At 39.9% G+C, this 22,636-nt stretch carries 17 protein-coding genes; 4 read left to right on the top strand and 13 right to left on the bottom strand.

Translation table 11 applies throughout. From position 1 onward, the window contains the following. Positions 1 to 22 precede the first annotated feature (22 nt). The 13 genes from tssG to L1264_RS17460 all read right to left on the bottom strand — a co-directional run bounded on the left by tssG (position 23) and on the right by L1264_RS17460 (position 15,293). Positions 23 to 1,003 (bottom strand): type VI secretion system baseplate subunit TssG, encoded by a 981-nt coding sequence (tssG, locus tag L1264_RS17520; RefSeq protein ID WP_199526692.1) that lies wholly within the window; start codon positions 1,001 to 1,003, stop codon positions 23 to 25. Further along, entirely contained in the window at positions 1,000 to 2,718 is a 1,719-nt protein-coding gene (gene tssF, locus L1264_RS17515; RefSeq protein ID WP_199526691.1) for a type VI secretion system baseplate subunit TssF, read from the bottom strand. The genes tssG and tssF overlap by 4 nt, the downstream gene beginning before the upstream one ends. A gap of 22 nt (positions 2,719 to 2,740) precedes the next feature. Beyond that, positions 2,741 to 3,148, bottom strand: a complete 408-nt coding sequence (gene tssE / locus L1264_RS17510; RefSeq protein WP_054554066.1) for a type VI secretion system baseplate subunit TssE — start codon at positions 3,146 to 3,148, stop codon at positions 2,741 to 2,743. A 54-nt stretch (positions 3,149 to 3,202) separates the two neighbouring features. Further along, the gene (locus tag L1264_RS17505) at positions 3,203 to 3,688 is read right to left on the bottom strand and encodes an Hcp family type VI secretion system effector (protein WP_054554067.1); all 486 of its coding nucleotides are present in this window, start codon (positions 3,686 to 3,688) and stop codon (positions 3,203 to 3,205) included. A gap of 223 nt (positions 3,689 to 3,911) precedes the next feature. Continuing rightward, positions 3,912 to 5,438: a type VI secretion system contractile sheath large subunit gene (gene tssC / locus L1264_RS17500; RefSeq protein ID WP_199526690.1), complete on the bottom strand. Its 1,527-nt coding sequence runs from the start codon at positions 5,436 to 5,438 to the stop codon at positions 3,912 to 3,914. 10 nt (positions 5,439 to 5,448) lie between these two features. Then, complete coding sequence (gene tssB / locus L1264_RS17495) at positions 5,449 to 5,970, bottom strand: type VI secretion system contractile sheath small subunit (RefSeq protein WP_199526689.1); 522 nt, start codon at positions 5,968 to 5,970, stop codon at positions 5,449 to 5,451. Positions 5,971 to 6,022: 52 nt separating this feature from the next. Continuing rightward, a complete protein-coding gene (locus L1264_RS17490) occupies positions 6,023 to 7,588 on the bottom strand; it encodes a TssA family type VI secretion system protein (RefSeq protein ID WP_199526688.1) in 1,566 nt (521 codons plus the stop codon). Then, entirely contained in the window at positions 7,585 to 8,577 is a 993-nt protein-coding gene (gene tagF / locus L1264_RS17485) for a type VI secretion system-associated protein TagF (RefSeq protein WP_199526687.1), read from the bottom strand. Before tagF ends, L1264_RS17490 begins: the two co-directional genes overlap by 4 nt. An 8-nt stretch (positions 8,578 to 8,585) precedes the next feature. Beyond that, the gene (tssM, locus tag L1264_RS17480) at positions 8,586 to 12,302 is read right to left on the bottom strand and encodes a type VI secretion system membrane subunit TssM (protein ID WP_235404300.1); all 3,717 of its coding nucleotides are present in this window, start codon (positions 12,300 to 12,302) and stop codon (positions 8,586 to 8,588) included. Between the two features lie 8 nt (positions 12,303 to 12,310). Beyond that, complete coding sequence (gene icmH / locus L1264_RS17475; RefSeq protein ID WP_199526685.1) at positions 12,311 to 13,033, bottom strand: type IVB secretion system protein IcmH/DotU; 723 nt, start codon at positions 13,031 to 13,033, stop codon at positions 12,311 to 12,313. Positions 13,034 to 13,044: 11 nt separating this feature from the next. Beyond that, positions 13,045 to 14,385 carry a type VI secretion system baseplate subunit TssK gene (tssK, locus tag L1264_RS17470; protein ID WP_199526684.1) on the bottom strand — a complete coding sequence of 447 codons (1,341 nt, stop codon included), beginning with the start codon at positions 14,383 to 14,385 and terminating at the stop codon, positions 13,045 to 13,047. Beyond that, positions 14,385 to 14,852 carry a type VI secretion system lipoprotein TssJ gene (gene tssJ / locus L1264_RS17465; protein ID WP_199526683.1) on the bottom strand — a complete coding sequence of 156 codons (468 nt, stop codon included), beginning with the start codon at positions 14,850 to 14,852 and terminating at the stop codon, positions 14,385 to 14,387. Before tssJ ends, tssK begins: the two co-directional genes overlap by 1 nt. A gap of 21 nt (positions 14,853 to 14,873) precedes the next feature. Beyond that, positions 14,874 to 15,293 carry a hypothetical protein gene (locus L1264_RS17460; protein ID WP_199526682.1) on the bottom strand — a complete coding sequence of 140 codons (420 nt, stop codon included), beginning with the start codon at positions 15,291 to 15,293 and terminating at the stop codon, positions 14,874 to 14,876. A gap of 302 nt (positions 15,294 to 15,595) precedes the next feature. Between L1264_RS17460 and L1264_RS17455 the strand changes: the two genes are divergently transcribed. The 4 genes from L1264_RS17455 (at position 15,596) to L1264_RS17440 (ending at position 22,357) form a co-directional block, all read left to right on the top strand. After that, entirely contained in the window at positions 15,596 to 19,420 is a 3,825-nt protein-coding gene (locus L1264_RS17455) for a contractile injection system protein, VgrG/Pvc8 family (protein WP_199526681.1), read from the top strand. A 12-nt stretch (positions 19,421 to 19,432) separates the two neighbouring features. Further along, positions 19,433 to 20,296, top strand: coding sequence for an immunity 49 family protein (locus tag L1264_RS17450; RefSeq protein ID WP_199526680.1), 864 nt, complete (start codon positions 19,433 to 19,435; stop codon positions 20,294 to 20,296). 167 nt (positions 20,297 to 20,463) lie between these two features. After that, complete coding sequence (locus tag L1264_RS17445) at positions 20,464 to 21,327, top strand: immunity 49 family protein (RefSeq protein ID WP_199526679.1); 864 nt, start codon at positions 20,464 to 20,466, stop codon at positions 21,325 to 21,327. Positions 21,328 to 21,493: 166 nt separating this feature from the next. Next, complete coding sequence (locus L1264_RS17440; protein WP_199526728.1) at positions 21,494 to 22,357, top strand: immunity 49 family protein; 864 nt, start codon at positions 21,494 to 21,496, stop codon at positions 22,355 to 22,357. Positions 22,358 to 22,636 lie beyond the last annotated feature (279 nt).

The following is a 22,636-nucleotide window of genomic DNA, read 5'->3' as shown; positions in this document are numbered from 1 at the left end:
TTTCCTTAAATCCTGATTACTTTTAATGTTGATATTGTTGACGTGTGTAACTATGCACGCTGATATTTGCTTCAGCGCGCCCTAAATAGGCATTATGGCCGAGTAATAAATCGCTTTGTCCTATGACTTGCTCTGATACCGCTTTATTAGCCACCTTAATTTGACAAACCCATTGCACATTACTGGGTAAGTGAGTGCTTAACATGGTTGCCATTTTCTTACCTTGTGAATGCTGGGGGTTAAGCGCTATCGCGGTGTCAGAATCCACAGGACCAATCACTATGGTTAGTACACTGCCACTCACTAACACGCGCTCACCAAGAACCGCAGACTCACCTAACACCATTTGTTGATCTTGACCAAATGAACTTGGTGAGTCTATTTGCTGCCAATTTGCACGAGTATCATCCACACTTAATTGCTCAACCTCTAATGAGTGACGAAGTAATTGCGCTAAACCCGCCGCACTAGTTTGTTTTAAGCTTGCGATCCCACACTGAACTTTTTGCTCGGTTTTGGTTGATAAAATAGCTTCAATTAAATGATCGAATTGCGCTGCACCTCGGCCTTCAACATTGATGTGCGACTTTTTCCATGCTTGGAATAATTGGCAATAAAGTACATGGTTAAACATGTCTAAAAACTGCCTTACTCGGCCCCCACTTTCTTGATCACTGGCCGCCTGTTCGAGTAAATAATGTGGCATAGGTGCATCTACACCATACAAGCCTAAAAATGATGTCGACAAACTTAATCGGCCACGGCCAAGGTTATCTAATTCACAGCTGCGAACATCCGTGGCAGGAAAGCCAAGTTCTTTATAAGGCTTAAAGAGCACTCGCTCGCTAATCCCTTTTTCAAGCTCTGAAGGTGTTGCCCAATGTTTTTCAATTAGGCTCATCGCCTTAAATAAATTAAACTGCCAAGGGGCTGCAATCAGCTTTTCTATTGGTTCAGGTAACTTTGCCCAAACAGGATGATTTATTGATTCGTGCATATTCATAACTGATAACTCTTACCCGGTTCAATTTCCCAACAATGGGTTTTATAGCTTGGAATCGCATTGACTCGGGTTTGCACGCTTTCATTAATTGGCGCGTACATTAAAAAGAACTGATGCAGCATATTGCAAAAGTGGTATAAGTCGGCATCACAAACAAATTTGCTTTCATCAATATCAATCAATACATCAACACCTTTAATAAAAATGCCGCGCTTAATTTGACTAATCGGTGTTGCTGTAATTTTTTGAATACTATCAATACGTAATCGGTTTTCAGCTTTTTGTGACCAATCAAATAATACCAGTAAGCGTTTTAATTCGGTGACTTGTGTAATCTGTGAAAACTTCACATTTAATAGGCTTATCAACTGCCAGTGCTTTGGCTGTTCGGGGCAAGGTAAATAGTTAGTCGGGCGAATTACGTTTTCTACATTGGCAATGCTTGGCATATCAGGGCCACCAATGTTTAAATCGCCTTCTTGGAGTAACTGTCTTGGCCAACCAGCATTAAAAACGGTTAAATCAACCGATAAAGTTTCTTTTTCTTCTTCGAGATTAAATGGCAGCTGTAAGTAATGACACGGCGCAGCTCCACCCACATCTTTGGTTAAAACGGTAAACAGTTTCTTTTCATCTTCAAACACACTTTGATATCTGGGGGTATAATCATACGATTTACCACTTAACGAGTTTCGCCCTTTAACCTCATTAATGGTGTAACTAAAGATATGGTCTGTTCTGTTTTGATCAGCGGTGATCATGTAATCAGTACGGTTTGACTCTATGCGTATTGGCTCTGCTGGTTGCGCAAACAAATTAATGGCTGGCACACAATTGAGTAAAATATTATCGCGGCTTAATTGATGACCAGGCGGTAATTTACTACTGCCTCTAAACACCAGCTCAAATCGATCGATATGTTCGGGTAAGGTCAGATCTTTTAAACCATCAAAGCGCATAAAGTAAAAACGGTCTTTCGCGTTAAAGTAGTCTAACAGCAACGCATAGCCCGGATGGCTTTGTTCCGCATGGGGTAATAGAGCACCATCTATATCTAAATAAGTAGCACTGCAGCCTTTTACTTTTAACTTTTTGTTATGTTCAAAATGCGAGGGGCCAAAATCAAGCTCAGTAAACTGCTCTGCAGTTTTTAAAAGCTTAAACAATGAACTACATAAAGGCGTATCACCACGTAAATAAAACTGTAAATTTGCAAGGTCATAGTTTTTGCGCTCTCCTTGGCAAACAAAACGTAAACCAATACGTAGCTCAGACCCTAAATGCGACTCTTGATATCGCACATGCTCAACATCAAGGGGACTGACTTGTAAGTCGTGGGTTGTTGTAAAGGTGATATGTTTATTATCAACCACTGACTTATCGGCGCTTAGCGTCAGCCCTTTTTCAATAAGATGTGATTTTTGCATTGCCAGCTTAGGACTAAACTTTACAACTGTGCTTGATGGGTAATAGCTCAATAAAATAGGGCATAACTGACGCAGCACTTGCTCTGATACCTCAGGAACAGACTCATCTAAACGCTTTTGCGTATGCGCAGTTAAATACGCAACACCTTCTAGTAGTCGTTCAATATGAGGGTCACGATCTTTTAGCGCATCGATATTTAACATGCCTGCGTGCTCAGGGTAATGCTGAGCAAACTGTTTGCCGGCTTGGGTTAATAAGCGCATTTGTGCATCAAAATACTGTTGCATTGAACTATCCTTTTACGCTGAATTAATCAAACTGCTTGGCATGTTCTGCCACATCAGCTTTACCACCCGACTCAAATCGGGTGTTAAGTTTGATACATTGCCCAGAGGTTAAAAATGCTTGTATATCGAGCCTAATCACACAATTTTCTTCTCGAATTTCCATTGGAATGACATTGGCATAACGAACTCGTGGCTCATATTTCTCTATCAATTTTTTAACTTCAAACGCCAATGTATGCTGTGAATACGGTAGGCCTTCGTAGATATCTTCGACATCGGGCAGCCCATAATCGGCCAAATGTTTTAAAACGCCACGACGCGCATTAAGTAATTCATTTAGATGCTTGCAGACACTGTTTTGCTCATCAGTTTGAAAGCCTTGATGACCATTTCGTGTGACAGGTTGAGTTAAAAAATCGAATAACGCCATAAACTTACCTCTAATAAAAGGATATGCTTTCGCATATCCTTTAATTTTGCTGACTTATCGACCTTCAGTCCAAGAGTCAGAGAACTCGATGTTGCCATCAAGGTAAGTCCACGTAATGCGTTTATAACGTAGGCTAACTGTTTCAAGGTGCGGATAACGCTCCTTGTCTAAGTCTTTTACGTTATGCATTGTTGGTAAAATTGAGGTGATTTTTACATCTTCCAACTTGTGGCAGAAATATTCACGCTCGGTCCCTGTGTCATCAATACGGTACCATTTAAGCTCAAGTTGCTTAAGTGTTTGACCGTTTGAACACGCTTTGTACAGGTAAGGTGTTGCTGCATCAACCGCTTTTGTAATAACAAAAGGTTCGTGCTTACGAGTACCTGTTAATTCGCCTGTGTCGTTATCTGTAGGAATGCGAAGTTCATGATCAAAGTGTAGGATCTCAATTGAACCTTCACGCTCTGCAACAGTTACAGAACCTTTGATGTCATTACCTTGGTCATCCTTTAACCACATATACGCTGGAATTGCCATTTCATTATTCTCCTTTTAGAATGAATTGTTTCCTGTTTGATGGCATAGGCACAAACAACCTTGTTTATGCCCCCCAAAAAGCCCGATGCTTCATGCCACTGGGGAACATGTCCCAAGTTGGCTGCAACCAACTTGGGGCCATTCTTTTACACCAACCAGCTACTCACCAAATTGACGTTTTTACACAGCCTGTTTAAATCCGTTTCATCGGCGGCTTGGCAGTTCATTTTTCGCCAGGCATTTGTCCAACTAGCGCAAGGCGAACATCAATACCTTCCACTTGGAAGTGCGGCACAATGTAAGTGCTAACGCGGTAATAACCTGGATTTCCTGGGATCTCCGACACCGTTACTTTTGCGTCTTTAAGCGGGTGCGTTGCAATTAGCGACTCATCCGGGTTATTCATCTTCGTTACCAAAGCGCCTAACCAATCATTTAACTGCTGTTCTAACTCATGACGAGGTTTGCTCGAACCAATATTTTCACGCTGCAATACTTTTAAGTAGTGAGCAATACGCGACACTAAGAAGATATAAGGTAAACGCGAGTTAATACGAGCATTTGCAGTTGCTTCTGCTGTTTCAAGCACTTGCGGCTTTTGCGCACTATTTGCCGAGAAGAAACACGCAAAGTCAGAATTTTTGTAATAGCTAAGAGGAATAAATCCTTGGTTAGCAAACTCAAGTTCTTTGGTCTCTGAGATAAGTACTTCTGTAGGAATTTTAGTTTCAGAACCTTTACCTGCTTCAAATGAATGCAGAGGTAAATTTTCAACTTTACCACCCGATTGTGGGCCGCGAATATTCACAGACCAGCCATTATCATGGAAGCTACGAATAATGTTGGCAGCAAATGCAAATGTTGCATTACCCCATAGGTAACGCTCGTGATGCTGACTGTTCACATCTTCTTGGTAGTTAAAGTTACGAATTGGGTTTGTATCACCATACGGTAGACGTAGTAAGAAACGTGGGAAAGCAAGACCAATATAACGAGAATCTTCTGATTCACGGAAATTTTTCCAACGTAAGAATTCAGCACGTTCCATGTAAGAACCAATATCCTGAATTTTAGAAACTTCGTCTAATGAGTCTTTCAAGAAGAATTTAGGACCAACACTTCCCATAAACGGACAATGTGCCGCTGCTGATACACGTGAAATTTCCTGTAGTAAAGACACGTCAGTTGCCGAGCAGTCAAATTCAAAGTTAGACACCATAGTCGATACCGGTTCACCACCTGGCGTATCGTAATCTGATGTGTAAACATGCTTATATAGCGCTGACTGTGTTGTATCTGGTGCTTCTTCAAAATCATCACGCAATGTTTCTTTATCAACATCGAGCATTTCAATTTTAATATTCGCGTTATTTGGCGTGCGATTAATTAAATAACGTAATGAACGCCACGCTGATTCAACCTTCTGAAAATCAGGGTGATGTAAAATCTGATCCAATTGCTGCGAGATAATGGTGTCTACTTTTGCAATATAATCATCAAGCAACAGCTTATCGATGCGTGTGACTGCTTCGCCACTGGTGCCTGCCATATCTAAAAATACATTAATTGCTGCAGTGAGGCGTTCATTGGCACGTGTTTCTGCTAGATTACCTGCATCTCTGAATGTATCTAATTTGATTTCATCACCCACAGGTGCAATATCAACCATATTGCATAGATTTTCATAGGTTGATAATGGCGCTTGCTCAACTGTGTGAGCAGCTACATTTAATTGTTCTTGCATTGACATAGCGGCGTCCTTATTCCGTCACAGGTTTTTTTTCGTCTTCAGAAGCAAGCGGCGCTATTTCATCTAGCTTCGCTTTTAACTCATCAAGTTCTGGTTGGTTTTGTAAAACACGCTCCAACTCTTTTCTAAGTGATGAGTTATCAAGGAGGTTCGACTTTAAGTCACGTAACAAGTTACGCATTGCCATCATTTTGTTTAATTCAGGTACTTGTGCAGCAACTTGCTCTGGATCGAAAGATTTAAATGAATCAAACTGCAAATTAACATTGATATCACCGTCGCCTTTTATCTTGTTTGCCACCTGAAAACTCGCTTTTGGCGCGATATCTTTCAGTACTTGCTCAATGTTATTCTTATTAATCGTCACGCGTTCGCGCTCAGCAAGGTCTTGGCTATTTTGACCATTTGAATAGTCACCAATAACCAGCATTTTTAATGGCAATTCGCTTTTTTGTGATGCCCCGTCAGTATCAAGCTCTAACGATATGTTAATCCGAGCTCGTGGGATCTCTTTTTGAAATGTATCTGTCATGTTTCTTCCTTTGCAGTTTGTTTGTCTAACGACTAAATTCCAATTAGGCGTGTTAAACCCACGCTATTGCTTGAGCCGGGTTTGTAACCATCATTCGCTGGCTAATTTTTTTAGCAGCTAAACTCATGTCATCACTCTCAGCCTGAGACAAATTGGCATAACATTGCTTGGCGAAGCGCCATACTTCCATGCAAAACTGTTGTTGCCATTTCGCTAATTGATAAGTTTCAATTTGCTCGAGTAATTCAGTTAAAATTGCCAATGCATGCTCATAATGCTCTGCTTTAAGTAATAGTTTTGCTTTAAGCAATTGACTTTGAGCTTGATCAAATCCAGTTGGTGTACTTAATTGTGCAACTAAGCTTAAAGCTGCACTTAACTGCCCTTTTGCAACTTGCTCGCTTAAGGCTTTGTAATGCTCGTCAAATGGATTAGCTTGCGCATGAGTTGTTTCATTTTGCGAAGCTTGTGAATTGGCAATTTCTAATAACGCTTCTTTGTTCTGCGGGCTGCATAACCCCGAACCATCGTCATATTGTAAATTGGTCAATAACGGAAATTGACTGACTAAAGTGACTAGTTGTTGCTCTAACCACTGAACTAATTTTGCTTTATTAAGCTGTTTTAACGCAGACAAAGTAAGCATTTGCAGATTCAAATTAAACTGCATTGCGCCTTCCATGAATAAACCTTCGGCAAGTAGCAATGCTTGCTCGGCTTGCTCCGTTGCCAGAGCGTTTTCAATGGGAGCGAAGGCTGCTGTACGCGGTGCTGGTAGTCTTGTTTTACCATTTTCATTGGCAGGTATAGCCAATCCTGACCAACGTGCTGCACGCGAGAGCTTTAAAACTCGTTCAATATTATTTTGTTCTTTATCAAAATTAAGCAGTTCACGAATTGCCGCTAGGTAAGCACTATCGCTGGCAATGTCAGTCACTTTTGGAGCAGGGGTCACTGGTTTTGCTTGAACAACTTGTTGCGCTACGGGCTCTGCTATTGGCTCACTAACTACTGTCGCCTCTTGTGTTTTAGGCTCAGCTTTAATTTCAGGTTCAGGCTTAGCGACAGGATTGCGAATTACTTGCTCTTTAACCCACTCATTCAGAGTTGATAAAGGCCCTGATTCAGCATCAAGTACCGGCACTGAAGACTGATTATATTCAGCTAAGACAGCTTCTAATTCAGCCCATTGTTCAGGACTAGCTGCTTGAGTTTGTGCGATTCCTTTTAAGCGTTCTTGTTGTTGTAAAAACCACGTGTTAACTGCACAACGCATACGTGCTTTTAAAGGATGCACCTGTTCACTAAACTGGCTCAATAATTGATTAAACAGTTTCAATGAATATGTTAATCCGACAACACCAAACTCACTGGTTGCCGCTAAAGATAAGTAACTGACTAGTCGTAAGTCTTTACTTTGGTTTTGCAATAAGTCTGTGGCTTGAATGAACATATCTTTAAAGTCAACTTCACCGACCCCAGAAGAAGAAGCTTTTAACACTCTAAAAGTTTCATCATATTTAAGATCTTCACCACAAACTAACCCGTTTAAAGGAGCACTTAACTCGTCTAACCAAAGCTGCCAATCTTTATGGGTATGAGGATTCTGAGTAATCATGCTTTGCACCACCTTCTTAATGCATCATAAATACTCATGTTATCCATATCTGCAAAGTTTAAGCTGTAGTCGCTCGGCGCTTTTTCAAGTGATAAGCTTGTTAGATCAATAATGTCTGCAGACTTATTTGCAGTTAACCAAACAGAGCCAAAATACGATGCAGGTACAGGACGACAAAATACTGTTAGGCTTGGCTTATATTTATTAGTACCTAACTGATAAAAAAACCATGGCTGCCAGTTATGATCTGCAACAACAGATGCAATTAAATGGAGCCAAAACCCTGCAACAAGCGCACTTTCATGGCTAAATGCAGGCATAGGTAAACGAATACCAAACTGAGTCCTTAGACACCCTCGGTTAGCAACAGATTTTAAAACGGCAGACAACTCTTCAATAAGTATCGCTCTATTATGAAGCTCAGAAATTCCTAAATGCTGCCAAATTAAGCTCATAGGCATTGTGCGTAATTTATCAAGCTCTTGGTTTAGATTAGGTAAATGTTTCAACGCATCAGCGACTTTATTATATGCTTTAGCTTGCTCAGCCATTTCCTCAATAGAGTTAGCGTTTACAATCCTGTTATTGACTCCAAGTAAATGCTCAATCACATGGCTTGCATACAAAAATAAAAAAGCAGGATGGCGCTTATACGTATCTAAACCACTGTGAATAAATGAACTAAATGGATAGAAACGCCCGCTACTATCCTCGCTTGGCTGCAATACACCTAATAGGCTTCCATCATCACTATTTCCAGACACAAAAAATAAAGATGCAACACCATCTAAAGCAGCTGCTTTGCCATCTTTTGTACCTCTATTTAGGTGAGCAAAGCCCTCCTGTAACCAGTGATCAAACGCGACTGACTCACGGGAAGAAATATTCAGCTTTATAAAATCCGGGCGAACTGGGGTTTTCCCCATGTAACCATATGCGAATTGTTTAACAAGCAGAGGCTGTTTTTTTCTATTGAAAAGACCAAACATGTTTACTCCTATTGAACCGTTGCTCGATTTGCTTGAGCAAGTTGAGGGTTAGAAGCAAACAAAGAGCTAGGCAATGAAAATGATGTCAGTAAATATTTTGAAAAAATGCCGCTATTACGCCCTGATTTTAAAGAAAATTGCACAGTTAATTTTTTTTCTGTTTTATCTTTTAAGTCCCATGTCGCTAAAAACTCAGTACCTTTTATCCACTTAACATTTGCTTCATTTAGCACTTTTAATAGCGCCCATGGTCCATCCTGTTCAATGGTTATTCTGCGGCCTGAGTTATCTAAACCGTATAAGAGAGCTTTTTCTGCTGCTCCTCGACCTGGCCACGAAAAATTACGCCACTCTTCTGGCTCATTTCTATAACGATACCCTTGCTCAGAAAAACCAAGGTACGTTTCACGAATGCCTTTTTGTGGTACTGGCATCATTTGAAAATTAAACCCTGCTGCATCTGCACCATTTAGAAATAAAGAGCGAGTGACTTTATTCGCTTTAGTTAAACCATCGAGTAACTCTTTACTAAAGCCAATCCCCACACCATTCCATTGCTTTTCTTCCCAGACGCCACGACGAACTTTCATAAATGGTTTTAATTGCGTATTAATAAAAGCCCATAGCACACCGGTTTCACTATTTAGAAACTCTGATACATCTGCAATTGCAGCATCAGGCCCCGATAAGTTAAAAGGGTATTTCCCTGCAATGCTATTGTTGTACATGGTATAAACTTGATTTTCCCACTCTTCATTTAGTTGGCTTCTTGCTTTAGCCATAATAGTTGCAATACCTGATTGCAATGGTGCTTTAAAAAGCTTATCAAGGGTCTCTTTTGTCTCGGGATCTAATGCTCGAGTTTGGCTTTCAATAATGATCCATGACGATTGCAAAGCATTCTCTTGGCTATTTCCAGAGAGTAAATCTTGAACAAAGATCATGGCTTGTGCATCATCTTCATTACTTGCAGCCATCGCTTTTATATCTGAATGAATACTGCTCAGAGAGCTAATATATTGACTCATGTAGTCAGACATATTTTTGCCCTCTTCATATTGTGAAAAGCGTCGTAAATCTGAGAACCGAGTTTCTAGCTCAGGTGCTCTAACGGTACTAACTTGAGAGAAATCTGGACGCTCTAAAATTTGTTCTGCCAGCTTTCCTTTTGACGTTTTCTTAGTTGCCACATCAGTCGCACCAGACACAACTGTGGCAATCTTGTCATTATTAGCCTCTAATGCTGAAGGTTTATCAGCAACAACAATATTGCTATTAACCAGTGACATTAAATCAATTAGTGGACCATCCGTTGAAGATAGACGTGAGAAATTAATGCTAGCGCGATTTAAATCTTTAAAAACAGGAAGTTGAATACTATTCAAAAATGCGAACCAGGTATCTCCATAATCTTTAAAGTAATACGCACGCATTGCTTTAGCTAAAGTTTCGGCCTTAGCTTCATCAACTACATTTTCTCCATTATCATTACTAGTACCCATGACCCAGTCTCCTGAAAAAACCAGTCGTGAGATCCGCATAATTTCTGGATAAACATACTCTTGCCATCCTTCATTTGTATAAACATAAGGGATTTTAAAAGTAGTTTTTAGTACATCACGGTTTTTTGCAGCCATAAAGTCATTAAGTTGAATGGCTTTTTTACGGTCGGCAAAACTACTAATTAATTGCTGATACAATGGCTTTGCTTCGGGCTGAGTATTTAAGTTATTGCGAGCATTTAAAACAGCAGTTTCATTATTCTGCCAAAACAAAATGTCTCCAGGGTTATCGATATCTGACCCTAAATTAGCCAAATAAAAGTCGACTAAAACACTAAGCTGTGCAGCTATAGGTGAGTCATCTTGTTCTTCTAAGTTTATTTTAAAATGTTGGCTCATAAGGCTGAGCAGTTGCTGTTTAGCAAAGTCAGTATCTTTATGCTCAGGCAAACTACTTAACATTAAATGAAGTTTTAAAGAATCATAATAGTCTTTTCGAGCAGCCGCTTTCGCATCCGAGTCATCGGTAAGCCATAACGCATCAAAATATTTAAGCTTTGCTAATGTTTGTTTTTCAGCTGGAAAAGTAATCAACTGATTTAATTGATTAAATAAAACATTTTTAATGCTAGCAATTGTTTCATCACCTTCATAAATACCAAATATAAAGTACCAAGGAAGTTGTTGCTCAAAATCATTTAATTTTTGGTAGTGTTCAAATAATGCTAGTGTAGCCGCGAGTTTTTTCGTGTCTGTTGCTTTATTTACATTCGCTTCAACTATCGCTTTTACTCGTGCTTCTCCTTGGTTAAGTAACAATTGATTACTGGTATAAGAGGTGATCAGCAATGTAGTCACTGCAGCGATACAGGCAAGTCCGGTAGTTACGGTAAGTCCTTTTAACCAACGGCCAACTAAGCGTTTTTTTCGGTTACCACGAGTTAGGTCTTGAAGCTTGAAAATCACATCATTAAAAACACGGTTGATAAAGTAGCTTTGTGTAATGCTTTCTTGTTTTTGCTCAACAACAACAGCGCCAAATTGATCCCTCACTCCATTGGTAATGCGTTCAATCGGTGTTCCCTCTTGTGTACCAGAGGTAAAGTACACACCTGCAAACCACGGAACCTCTTGATACGGATTGGCTTTAAAGAGCAAATTCACAAACTCAGTGAGCTTAGTTGAAGCCGATTTAAATTGATTCGGAAAATCTAAAATTAACTGCTTACGGTGCTCGTTACGTTCGCGGGCAACTTTACTTAAACGTTGCTCACAAAGGCGTTGGTATAACTCCTCCATACGAACTTCGAACATTTCAGCCGGATCATTTTTTTGGTCCTCACTAATGTCTAACAAATATGCACCAAAAACTTGCTCGCGTTCCTTTTCTGTTAAATCATTAAAAAATGGCTCAAAACCGCTAATTAAATCTGTTTTAGTAAACGTTATATAAACAGGAAAAATAACTCCAAGTTGCGTAATAAGCTCTTCTATTCGCTCACGGACAAGCTTTACATGTTGGCGAATATCTTCACTATCTGCAGTTAAAACATCAGCAACACTTATAGCGACCATCACACCATTAATTGGTAATTTGGGACGGTATTTCTTTAATAGGCTTAAAAATGAGAGCCACTCTTGGTTTTCTGACTGCTCTGTTGTATACCTTCCTGCAGTATCAATAAGTATCGCCTGATCAGAAAACCACCAGTCACAATTTCGTGTGCCACCAAAGCCCTGAATATGTAGCTCACTCGAATTAGAATAAGGAAAATGTAAGCCTGAATTTGCAAAAAGTGTGCTTTTACCTGTTGCTGATGGACCAATAATCATGTACCAAGGTAAAGCATAAAGTGCAGTGTTACCCCGATAACCAGCCCCCAAATGAGATGCTTTTAATGAACTTAATGCTTCTTGCATTTTTTCTTTTATTTCGTTTAGTTCAGCACTTGAACCCGCATTATGACTCGCAAGTTCAGAGGCTAACTTATCGCCAGAACGTTTAGTCCACAGCCAACGTATAAAAATAAATACTATGAATACAGCAGTAACGCTGCCCATCGCGATTAGTTTTTTATCTGTTGTATCTAAGCCTACAATACGTCCAGCAAACCAAATAATGCTTAAAACAGCAATTAAACCAATAAGCTGACCTGTTGCTCTTGATGACACTAAGCCCAGTAAAAAGTGCACTAGGCCGCTTTTATTTACTCTTCCTTGCATTACTTTTCCTATCGAGACTCGTTGGTTTTACTTAGTTGCGTTAGTACTTCTACTTGGTTATCTATACGCTGGGTACTCTGTGAGGCTTGCTTATTGATTACAAAATGAAAGCCAGCAAAAAGCGAAACAATCGATGCTAAACAAATTGATAAAATCACCCAATAAGGAATGTTTCGACCCACCTTCATAGCAAATCCCTCAAGAGGCACACCGTTATCAGATAACTGCCCTCGAGGTGTACCACGTACGTCTTCAATTTGCGCACGAATATCAACAATTAAAGCCTTAAGTTGTTCAATTCCTTTGACTTTGTAGATACCCTCAAAGCCAAGTTGCAAACAAATGTAATACACTTCTAATGCAGCAAATTTTGGCTCACCACCGGTTCGAAGTTTTGCTAATCGCTCAAAAAATTCTTCACCCGCTCGATTATTACCAAAAAACTCAAGCTGTAAGGGTCTCGACATCCAGTCCATTCGAAAATGCGCACCAGAGCTCATTACAAATTCATCACACATTGCAGTAAGCGCAAACTTAACTTCCTGCATAACACTGGTTGTTACTTGCTGGGTATAACAATTACGTTCAAACTCATCAAAACTCGTAAGTAACTGCTCCCGGAAGTCGTTAAGTTCAAGATCTGTCGATTGCTTTAACTTTAATGGCGCAAGCGCGTTTATCACTGGCGCAATACAGGCGATTAAATCAAGTTCGTTTTTAGCTTCTTGCATCGTCTTGCGTCCTAATTTCTTGCCACAGTAACAATTTCGACCTGCGCCGCTTGTAAGCCAAATGGAATAAATAAACTAAGCGATTGCTCTTCAATAATTTGCTGCCAAATAAAACCATGAGCCTCTAAACGGAAGTATTCATAGCCACTTTTGATAGCTAATTTATTAGGTGGTCGCTGACAATGTGTTAACTGCACACCCGCAAGAGCCGATGCAATCATAATTTCGAGTTTTTCAGTGGCGCCAACTTTGACTTGATCACTGAAAGTATCGATCCACTTGGTATCTTCAGATTCAAAGTAAACAGCCAAGTAAAAGTCGTTGTTATCGAAAATGGCTGAGTCAATGGTGGCAACTTGATAAATGGCATTCGATACCTTCTCAAGTTTGAGACCCGCCATCTTCTTCGGAACAACACCTTCAAGTAATTTACTCAATAAAATATCTAAAGTGCCAAAGACATGAGTTAATTGCTTGTGCTGATAGGGTGGGATTTGACTCACTAAATCGCTGTGCTCAAACATCGATACAGAGCTTATTAAGTCAACTAATTCACAATATAATCTTTCTGGATGAACAAGTTGCAAGCTTTTCAAATGATCTAAACGTTTTGCTGATGGCGCCATTGCATTTAAAAGCAAAAAGCTATTCATTTCGTTTGGTCCAAAATCAGTGACTGAACCAAAGTTCTTTCTACGGCCAAGCAATACGTTCACTTTTGCATTTACCAAGTTAGCCGTTCTATTAAGCAACTCGGTTAAATAAAACGATGCCTGTATCGTTAGTAATGGCGGCACAAACTCTTTACTGACTTTAAACGAGCCGTCTTCAGCACGCATAATTTTGATACAAGCAAGCGTATCAAAATACGTTTTTACATCATTATCTGTTAGCAAAATATAATTAGGTTTTGCAATTAACACTTCACGATTTCTTGCTGCATCATGATGATCACTAAGTTCAATGTAATCAGCTTGATAAGCACTGAGTTGACCACTTGACGCGTAACCTTCAATATCGCTTACAACTTTATTTGCTGCAATCGCTAAGTACACCGTTATATCATCTGCATCTGCGGAAAGCTCAAGCTTTAGCTCTTCGTGATATTGACGGTCAAACTCAACTAAACGACCGTTTTCTAAAATAGCTTTAAAGCTAGTTACTTTTAATATACCGCGTGCTAATGCTGATTCATCAATTGTGAGGTGGTGCAAACCAAAGGCCAATGGCGATATCAAAGCTTGCCTAACAATCTGATTTTGTTCATGAAAATCATCAAACAACTGAAAATGCTGCTGTGCAAGCAATACACCTTCAGCCCATACGGGTTTTATTGGCCCTTTAACGTTCATTACTCTGCCTCGTCCACATCAGGTAACTGAACTTCGTTATTTGTGATAAGAACATCAAGTGACGTTGATAATTTAACTGGACCATCACCAAGTGGATAAAACGTTTTCCATTTATTTCCTTGGCGATCTCTGAACAAGGCAACAATTGCAACAAAACGTGCATTTTCTGCTTGTTCAAATTCTATTTTTGTTTGCTCTGCTGGGTTGATTGTTTTTTCTTCAACAGTGATCAAAGTATTTGATAATACTGACTTGTCAGATTTCCATAAATCTTCAAAGGTAGCTGTTTTAAAGCTCTGAATATCAGACAGTTGATAAACTCTCAATACTACAGGTAATGCCTCATCATATTGATTTAAGTTCAAGTTGTCTGTCGCAGTAATATCTAACGCTACCTTAGTACTCATACAGCCAGTTAACGAGAAAATAAGAAGTGCTAATATTAGTTTACATATTGAAGAACGCATTTATACCTCATCGACATTTGTTTAGTTTTTACAAAGTATCTCTTCATAAACAGGGCAAATAACCCTGTCAAATCGAATAGTTGCACTATCTGACCACTTTTTATTATTGAAAAATTTAGAAATAAAGCTTTCTTTTTCTACTTCTATTTCATTAACAGCAAGCGACTTAATAACTACAGAGTCAACAGAAGAGATTAACTTTGCATTAATTAAAATCAACTCATCAATATAATTTCTTATATTACCCTTAATTAAAATAATCTTACCATCCTCTCTTGGAGGATTATTTATAAAAAAGAAAAAATGGTCGAGCACCGAATCAGAAAACACTCGGTGTGCTGGAATGCCTGTATGATCAAGTAAGGAGGAGATATTTATGGTCAGAGACCAAGCTAAAGCATAAAGCGCATCAACTTGATTTATAAAAAGTTTTTTATCCATCAAATCATCCTTGATTGAAAAATATAAAATACGGCTCAACTAGCAACAGTTATTAAATAAGTCCATTAATTCGGGGCATAATACAAACACAGCAAATAAAAAGTCAACTCAAAACAAATAAAAAATAGAACTTTCACTCAAAACAGCAAAAAAGCAATACTGTAGTATTGGAAATAAATTAAAAAATCATGAACAAAATAATATCGCACAACAAAGATTAAATAATTCTATTGATCATTAATCAATAAGTGTGTATTTTCCTAACTTCTTTATATTGGAATCGGTTACAAAAGGACAAGGATATGTCTTTCTCTCGGCTATCTGTCGAAATAAATAACACCTCTTTTAATGTCACTAGAGTTAGTGGCTTTGAGACTTTAAACGCTGGCTTTGAATTTTTCTTAACTGTCGAAAGCATAAGTAAAATAAAGATAGAACAAGCACTTTTACAAAGTTCATTGTTAACATTCATTAATAAAGATAACCATTACAGGCATGTTTCCGGCATCATCTCTGAAGTATCCGATTTAGGCACATTCAACAACACAAATAGATATAAAATAAAAGTAAGTGACAGGCTAAACTCACTTAAAAATACAACTAATAGTAAAGTATTTATAAATGTTAATTTAAAGGATGTAATTACTTATCTAGCTCTCTGTGCAGGCTACTCTCCAGGGCAAATTGATTTTCGTGTCGGCTCGTCACTGCCTGCGCTTCCACAGTGTGTGCAAGCAATGGAAACAAACTGGCATTTTCTACAACGCTTACTAACCCAATTCGGTTTGTTTATTTGGTTCGAAACAAAAAATAACGTCGAATTGTTAGTGATCAGTGATAGCAACTTAAACAGCCCATATTTGCAGCGCGGTATAGTATCAGTCCAAAACTCAGCTGGTATGAATAACGATGACAATACCGCTTACGTTGGTTTTTATAGCAGCCAAGTACACCACTCTATTTACAATGATCGCACTAACTGCGTGGCTCATGGACAATATTTAAAGGTCGCAAGTAACAGTCAATCTTACTTTGAACCATGCGCAGCAACACCCAGTGCCGCCTCATTACAAGCGCAAGATTTCAGTAACGCGTTAGCCTCTCTCAATAAAACAACACAGCTAGTGGGTAATGTATGTGATTTATTTGCGGGTAGCTCAGTTGCAATTGACGATCAAACCGGCACGGGCAGTAGTGCTGATTTACTGTGTGTTAGCGTGCACCACAGCAGTGAACAACCTAATGACGAAAATAGTCACCAAGGTTTAACACGCTATAGTTGTAAAGCACAATTTATCGAACGTGGTACGCCTTTTAAAGCCAAACCTTTGCCACATCAACCCAAACCTATGGTATTTCCGGCTAAGGTAGAGTCTTTAACGACTTCTAGTTTCATTGATGATTTAGGTTGCTACCGTGTGCGAACTGATTTTGACACAACAGCAAGGCCAATTGCGCAATCAAGCCAAGCAATTCAGCAACTTGCTTTATACGCATGTCAAAACCAACCTCAGGCCACTGGCTGGCACTTCCCCCTTGTTGGTGGTTCTGAGGTACTTATTGGCTGTATAAATAACGACCCCAACAACACGTTTTTAATGGGCTTTGCGATGAGTGAATCGCAGCCAAGCGTTGTCACCGCTGCAAATAATACGCAAAACAGGCTGGTCAGTGCGGCGCAAAACGAGCTGCAGTTTGATGATGACAAGCAAGCACCTAAAATCATTTTACAAACCTTAGCCGGTGAGCACTATCTTGAGCTCAATGCCAAAAAATCAGGCCGCCAATTTATAGAATGGATAAGCCAGCTCGGCACCATTAACTTACATGCAGGTAAAGACCTTTGCCTAACAACTGAGAACGACAACATTCAGTTTGTGATTAAAAATAATCAGTTTATTGATGTTAAAAACAATGTTTCGCTTAGCACGCAAAACCGCGATATCAACATGCAAAGTGCAGGTAGCCAAGCATGGCAAGGAAAAAACACCCTCATCGAATCTCGTCAAGCACTGTCGATGGTCAGTGGTCGCGCAGTTAAAGCTTTTGCGCAAAGCGATATTCAGCTTAAAACTAGCTCAAGTGACTTAACTATTTCGGCCCCCAATGGCTCAACATTTTTGCAAACTAACCAGTCAATCGCGATTACAGGCTCAGGCCGTGGTGATTTAATTCTCCATAACGAAGGCGGCGAAATTAAACTCGACAGTCAAGGAAATGTTGAGATTATTGCCACCGATGTACTCACCCTCGATGGCACATTTATAAATTTTGATGGCCCCGTTGATTACGATATTGAAAGCCCAAGTACAGCGCGTGCACAAAGCGTTAATGTGAGTCGTGCGCCTGCTATTTCATCATTTGATTTGGCTGATAGCTCACTCGATTCTACTACACTATGCACACTAGACTTAAGCTATTGCTACCTAGATGGCAGTGCTGAAGACAATATTCGTTACTCGCTTATCGATAGCCTTGGCCATGAGCACACCGGCTCACTCAGTAATGGCAAAGCGCAACTAGCCAACGTGCCGCAAGGTCAAAGTCAGGTTCGTTTTATTGCTTCATCTGATGACGACGAACAGCGATTAGTTGCACTGCGTAATGAGTTTAAGCAGACCCTAGAAGCAATGCTAAATGAAGTTCGACAAAAAGCGGCCATTGAAGATGCCTTGTTTGAACAAGAAAGCCTATTTAACCAATACATGATAGAGCTAGGTGCAAATGCCACTGGTTTTTATCAAGGTGCAAAGTCACTTATTGAGGGCGTAGCAGACCTGATTGTACTCGGTATTGATATTAATATAAGTGTGTACTCTGCTTGCTTTAGAATTATAGAAGCAATTGCTCGCGGTGATAAAGAAGCCGTTAAATATGAGCTAGAAACAATTGTTTCTTTCTCACAAAAATCAGCCCAATCACTTACTCAAGCATGTGAGTTACTTTACATTCTACTTGATGATGAACAAACCCGCTTGGCGCTAGCGCGTTTCCCTTACGAGTATATTGATGCCCACTCACACGTAGAGCAAGAACGATTAACAGGTATTTTGGCATTTGAGGTCGTATTAGCACTGCTCACAGGTGGCGTGGGTGCGGCCGCTTCACTGGCAAGTAAATCACGGTATTTAGCAAAAGCAAATAAAGCACTGACTCAGATTGCCGAAATTGTTAAACGCAAGCAGCTAAATAAACAGTTATCACATGCTGTGACGGCTGAACATCCGACTGTTTCAGCCAAAATAACCAAACCAGATACACAGTTACAGCCAAGTAAAAACCACGCTGTGGCGACGCATGTGTCAGCAAAAGACCATGCTGAATATTTATTACTCACTGAATTATCTGACGATATGCGCGGCAATTACCGCGCATATACCAACGGTGAAGGTAAAGTCATTATTAGTCGCCTTGATGGCAAAAAGCCCCCTAAATTACGTTACGAAAATGGTAATTTAGTACCCGTGTCGGACCAAATAAATGTGTTTAACAAAATAGCGCAAAAATTAAAGATAAATCATGCTAATTTAAGTGACAACGTTAAACAGCGACTCAAACAGTTTGAAGCAGCACGCAATCAAGCTGTAGCCAAGCGTGATGCCGCACTCCTTGCCGGAAACGCCACTGCATTAAAAGAAGCGCAAAGTGCCATGCGCTTAGCCAGTGAAGCACTGGGCGAAGAAGCGGCGCGCATTTATGTGAAACAAAATTATCCAGATGCCACACCACTGGCAAGTAAGCTCCCCGGCAAAGGAAAGCAAGGCCAGTTTGACCAAGTGTATATAACAGAAGACGGTAAAGTATTAATTATCGAAGCCAAAGGCGGTAATGCCAGTTGGGGTAGTCGTGTAGCAGGAGAAGAAAGAGCCCAGCAAGGCTCTGAAAAGTATATGAATTCGATAATTGAAAACTACAGTGAACAGTCAAAGAGCCTAATGAAAGACCCTCGCTACATAGCAGGCGATGAAGATTTTGTGAAAGAGGTTGAGAGCATTCAAGATATGCTAGATGAGATTGAAATAGCGACTAAAAGCCAACAAATTGAGTACGTAGGTATACAACAAAAAGCCAATGACGCCGGGCTTGTTGATGTTATTGACGTATCGATTTTTGATATAGGATTTTAAGGAATAAATTAAATGATTGAGAGCCATTACAGCTTTGCACAAGTAAGCTACGACCGAACCATAAAGTTATATAGTAGATTAAGAGAAAATGAACTGGCAATGATACAGAAAAACCCTGGTTATCAAATGCACACTCGCTTAAAAACAAACTTAATCGACACGTTCCCCATGGAAGCGATTCAAAACCCTAATAGCTACCATGCTTGGCTCTATGTTATTCGCGCTTCGCAATTAGGCCATGGCATATTTCAAAGTGACGCCCATGACGGCCAACCTTTCCCTTTCTTTTACGATGATGAGTATTTAGAAGTGACTGGTAAACGCGACCCTGAACATGCTGAGCACCCTGTGTGGCTACTTGCTTTTTTCAGCAGTATTATCGCCCGTAACCATGACGCCATCGCTTACTTAACGGCTATCGATAACGATGTGTTTAAAACATCTAATTATGGTAATCAACTTAAACCTTTTGATTATGCATTAGCCAATTTACTTAAAGGGTTATTTAACCCTAGTGCTGATTTAGCCAACTTGATTGAGCAAGCATACCTTACCTGTAACCCAGATGATTATGTCGAAGATGAAGCATACCTCTATGCAAGCCGTTTGAAGTGGCCACTTATCCCGGTGATCACCGCCATATTCACTTATAACGGTGAGCAAGAATATAATCAAGCCATGGAAAAAGCCTTGCTGGCGCATAAAGAGTATTACAGTGATGAAGACCGAATGTGGAGCAATCGAGGTGCAGTTTCTTTACCCCTTGCAGCCTTAGCCATCATCGCTAAAGACGTAAAAGGCTATAAGCTCACAGTTGAAAATGGCTACATTCCAGCATGGCTAATTGATGTAACACCACCAACAGACCCAAATTAATAAACGACAGTGACTGCTCTTTAACAACATGGATGTTGGCAGCAAAGCATGAAACCCATGCTTTGTTGCCGTTAATAATAATCATGTATCAAAAAGCCAATGATGCAGGGCTTATCGAAGTTATTGATGTATCGATTTTTGATATAGGATTTTAAGGAATAAATAAAATGATTGAGAGCCATTACAGCTTTGCACAAGTTAGTTATGACCATATGGTAGAGCGCTATAAAAAGCACGAAGATAAAAATATACCCCGTATTCAAAAAAATCCTCGCTTAGGACTCTATACACAGTTTACCCGTAATATCATTGACTCGTTCCCCATGGAAGCGATTCAAAACCCCAATAGCTACCATGCTTGGCTCTATGTTATTCGCGCTTCGCAATTAGGCCACGGCATATTTCAAAGTAATGCCCATGACGGCCAACCTTTCCCTTTCTTTTACGATGATGAGTATTTAGAAGTGACTGGTAAACGCGACCCTGAACATGCTGAGCACCCTGTGTGGCTCCTTGCTTTGTACAGCAGTATTATCGCCCGTAACCATGACGCTATCGCTTACTTAACGGCTATCGACAATGATGTGTTTAAAACATCTAATTATGGTAATCAACTTAAACCCTTTGATTATGCATTAGCCAATTTACTTAAAGGCTTATTTAACCCTAGTGCTGATTTAGCCAACTTAATTGAGCAAGCATACCTTACCTGTAACCCAGATGATTATGCCGATGATGAAATTTACTTATATGTTAGTCGCTTGGAATGGCCGCTTATCCCGGTGATCACCGCCATATTCACTGATAACGGTGAGCAAGAATATAATCAAGCCATGGAAAAAGCCTTGCTGGCCCATAGAGAATATTACAACAACGAAGACCACGAAGGTGCAAACGAAGGTGCCATCCCATTAGCTTTAACAGCCCTAGCCATCATCGCTAAAGACGTAAAAGGCTATAAGCTCACAGTTGAAAATGGCTACATTCCAGCATGGCTAATTGATGTAACACCACCAACAGACCCAAATTAATAAACGACAGTAACCGCTCTTTAACAACATGGATGTTGGCAGCAAAGCATGAAACCCATGCTTTGTTGCCGTTAATAGTAATCATGTATCAAAAGCCAATGACGCCGGGCTTGTTGATGTTATTGACGTATCGATTTTTGATATAGGATTTTAAGGAATAAATAAAATGATTGAGAGCCATTACAGCTTTGCACAAGTAAGCTACGACCGAACCATAAAGCTATATAATAGATTGCAAGTCGATGAAATTGAAATGATACAGAAAAACCCTGGGTATCAAATGCACTTTAGCTTTAATACAAACTTAATCAACACATTCCCCATGGAAGCGATTCAAAACCCTAATAGCTACCATGCTTGGCTCTATGTTATTCGCGCTTCGCAATTAGGACATGGTATTTTCCAAAGCAATGCCCATGACGGCCAACCTTTCCCTTTCTTTTACGATGATGAATATTTAGAAGTAACTGGTAAACGCGACCCTGAACATGCTGAGCACCCCGTGTGGCTACTTGCTTTGTACAGCAGTATTATTGCCCGTAACCATGACGCTATCGCTTACTTAACGGCCATCGACAATGATGTGTTTAAAACAGCTAATTATGGTAATCAACTGAGACCCTTTGATTATGCACTGTCTGACTTACTCAAAGGGTTATTTAACCCTAGTGCCGACTTAGCCCCTTTAATCGAGCAAGCCTATATCACCTGTAACTCAGATGATTACGTTGATGATGAAGCATACCTCTATGTAAGTCGTTTAGAATGGCCGCTCATTCCTATTATTACCGCCATTTTCACTGAAAACGGCGAGCAAGAATATAATCAAGCCATGGAAAAAGCCTTGCTGGCCCATAAAGAATATTACAGTGACGAAGAGCGTATAGGTAGTAGACGAGGAGGTTTAGCTATCCCCCTTATTGCCCTAGCCATCATCGCTAAAGACGTAAAAGGTTACAAGCTCACTGTTGAAAATGGCTACATTCCAGCATGGCTAATTGATGTAACACCACCAACAGACCCAAATTAATAAACGACAGTAACCGCTCTTTAACAACATGGATGTTGGCAGCAAAGCATGAAACCCATGCTTTGCTGCCTTTAAATCTTAGGCCAACACTGCTGAGCACTATCTTGAGCTCAATGCAAAAAAATCAGGCCGCCAATTTATAGAATGGACGCGCTAGTACTTCATCACACAAGTTCTGACTAGTTGAGGGCACCATAAGCCCTCTCAAGTTTTTCACGAGCTGATTCAACATTAAATAGCCAGTTTATACTTGTTCTTTCTTTATTCCTGCTCCATTCC

The organism is Pseudoalteromonas sp. APAL1 (assembly GCF_021532475.1).
Classification (GTDB): Bacteria; Pseudomonadota; Gammaproteobacteria; order Enterobacterales; family Alteromonadaceae; genus Pseudoalteromonas; species Pseudoalteromonas lipolytica_C.
Note: the sequence above shows the minus strand (reverse complement) of the source record. Positions and strands in the feature narration are given on the sequence as shown.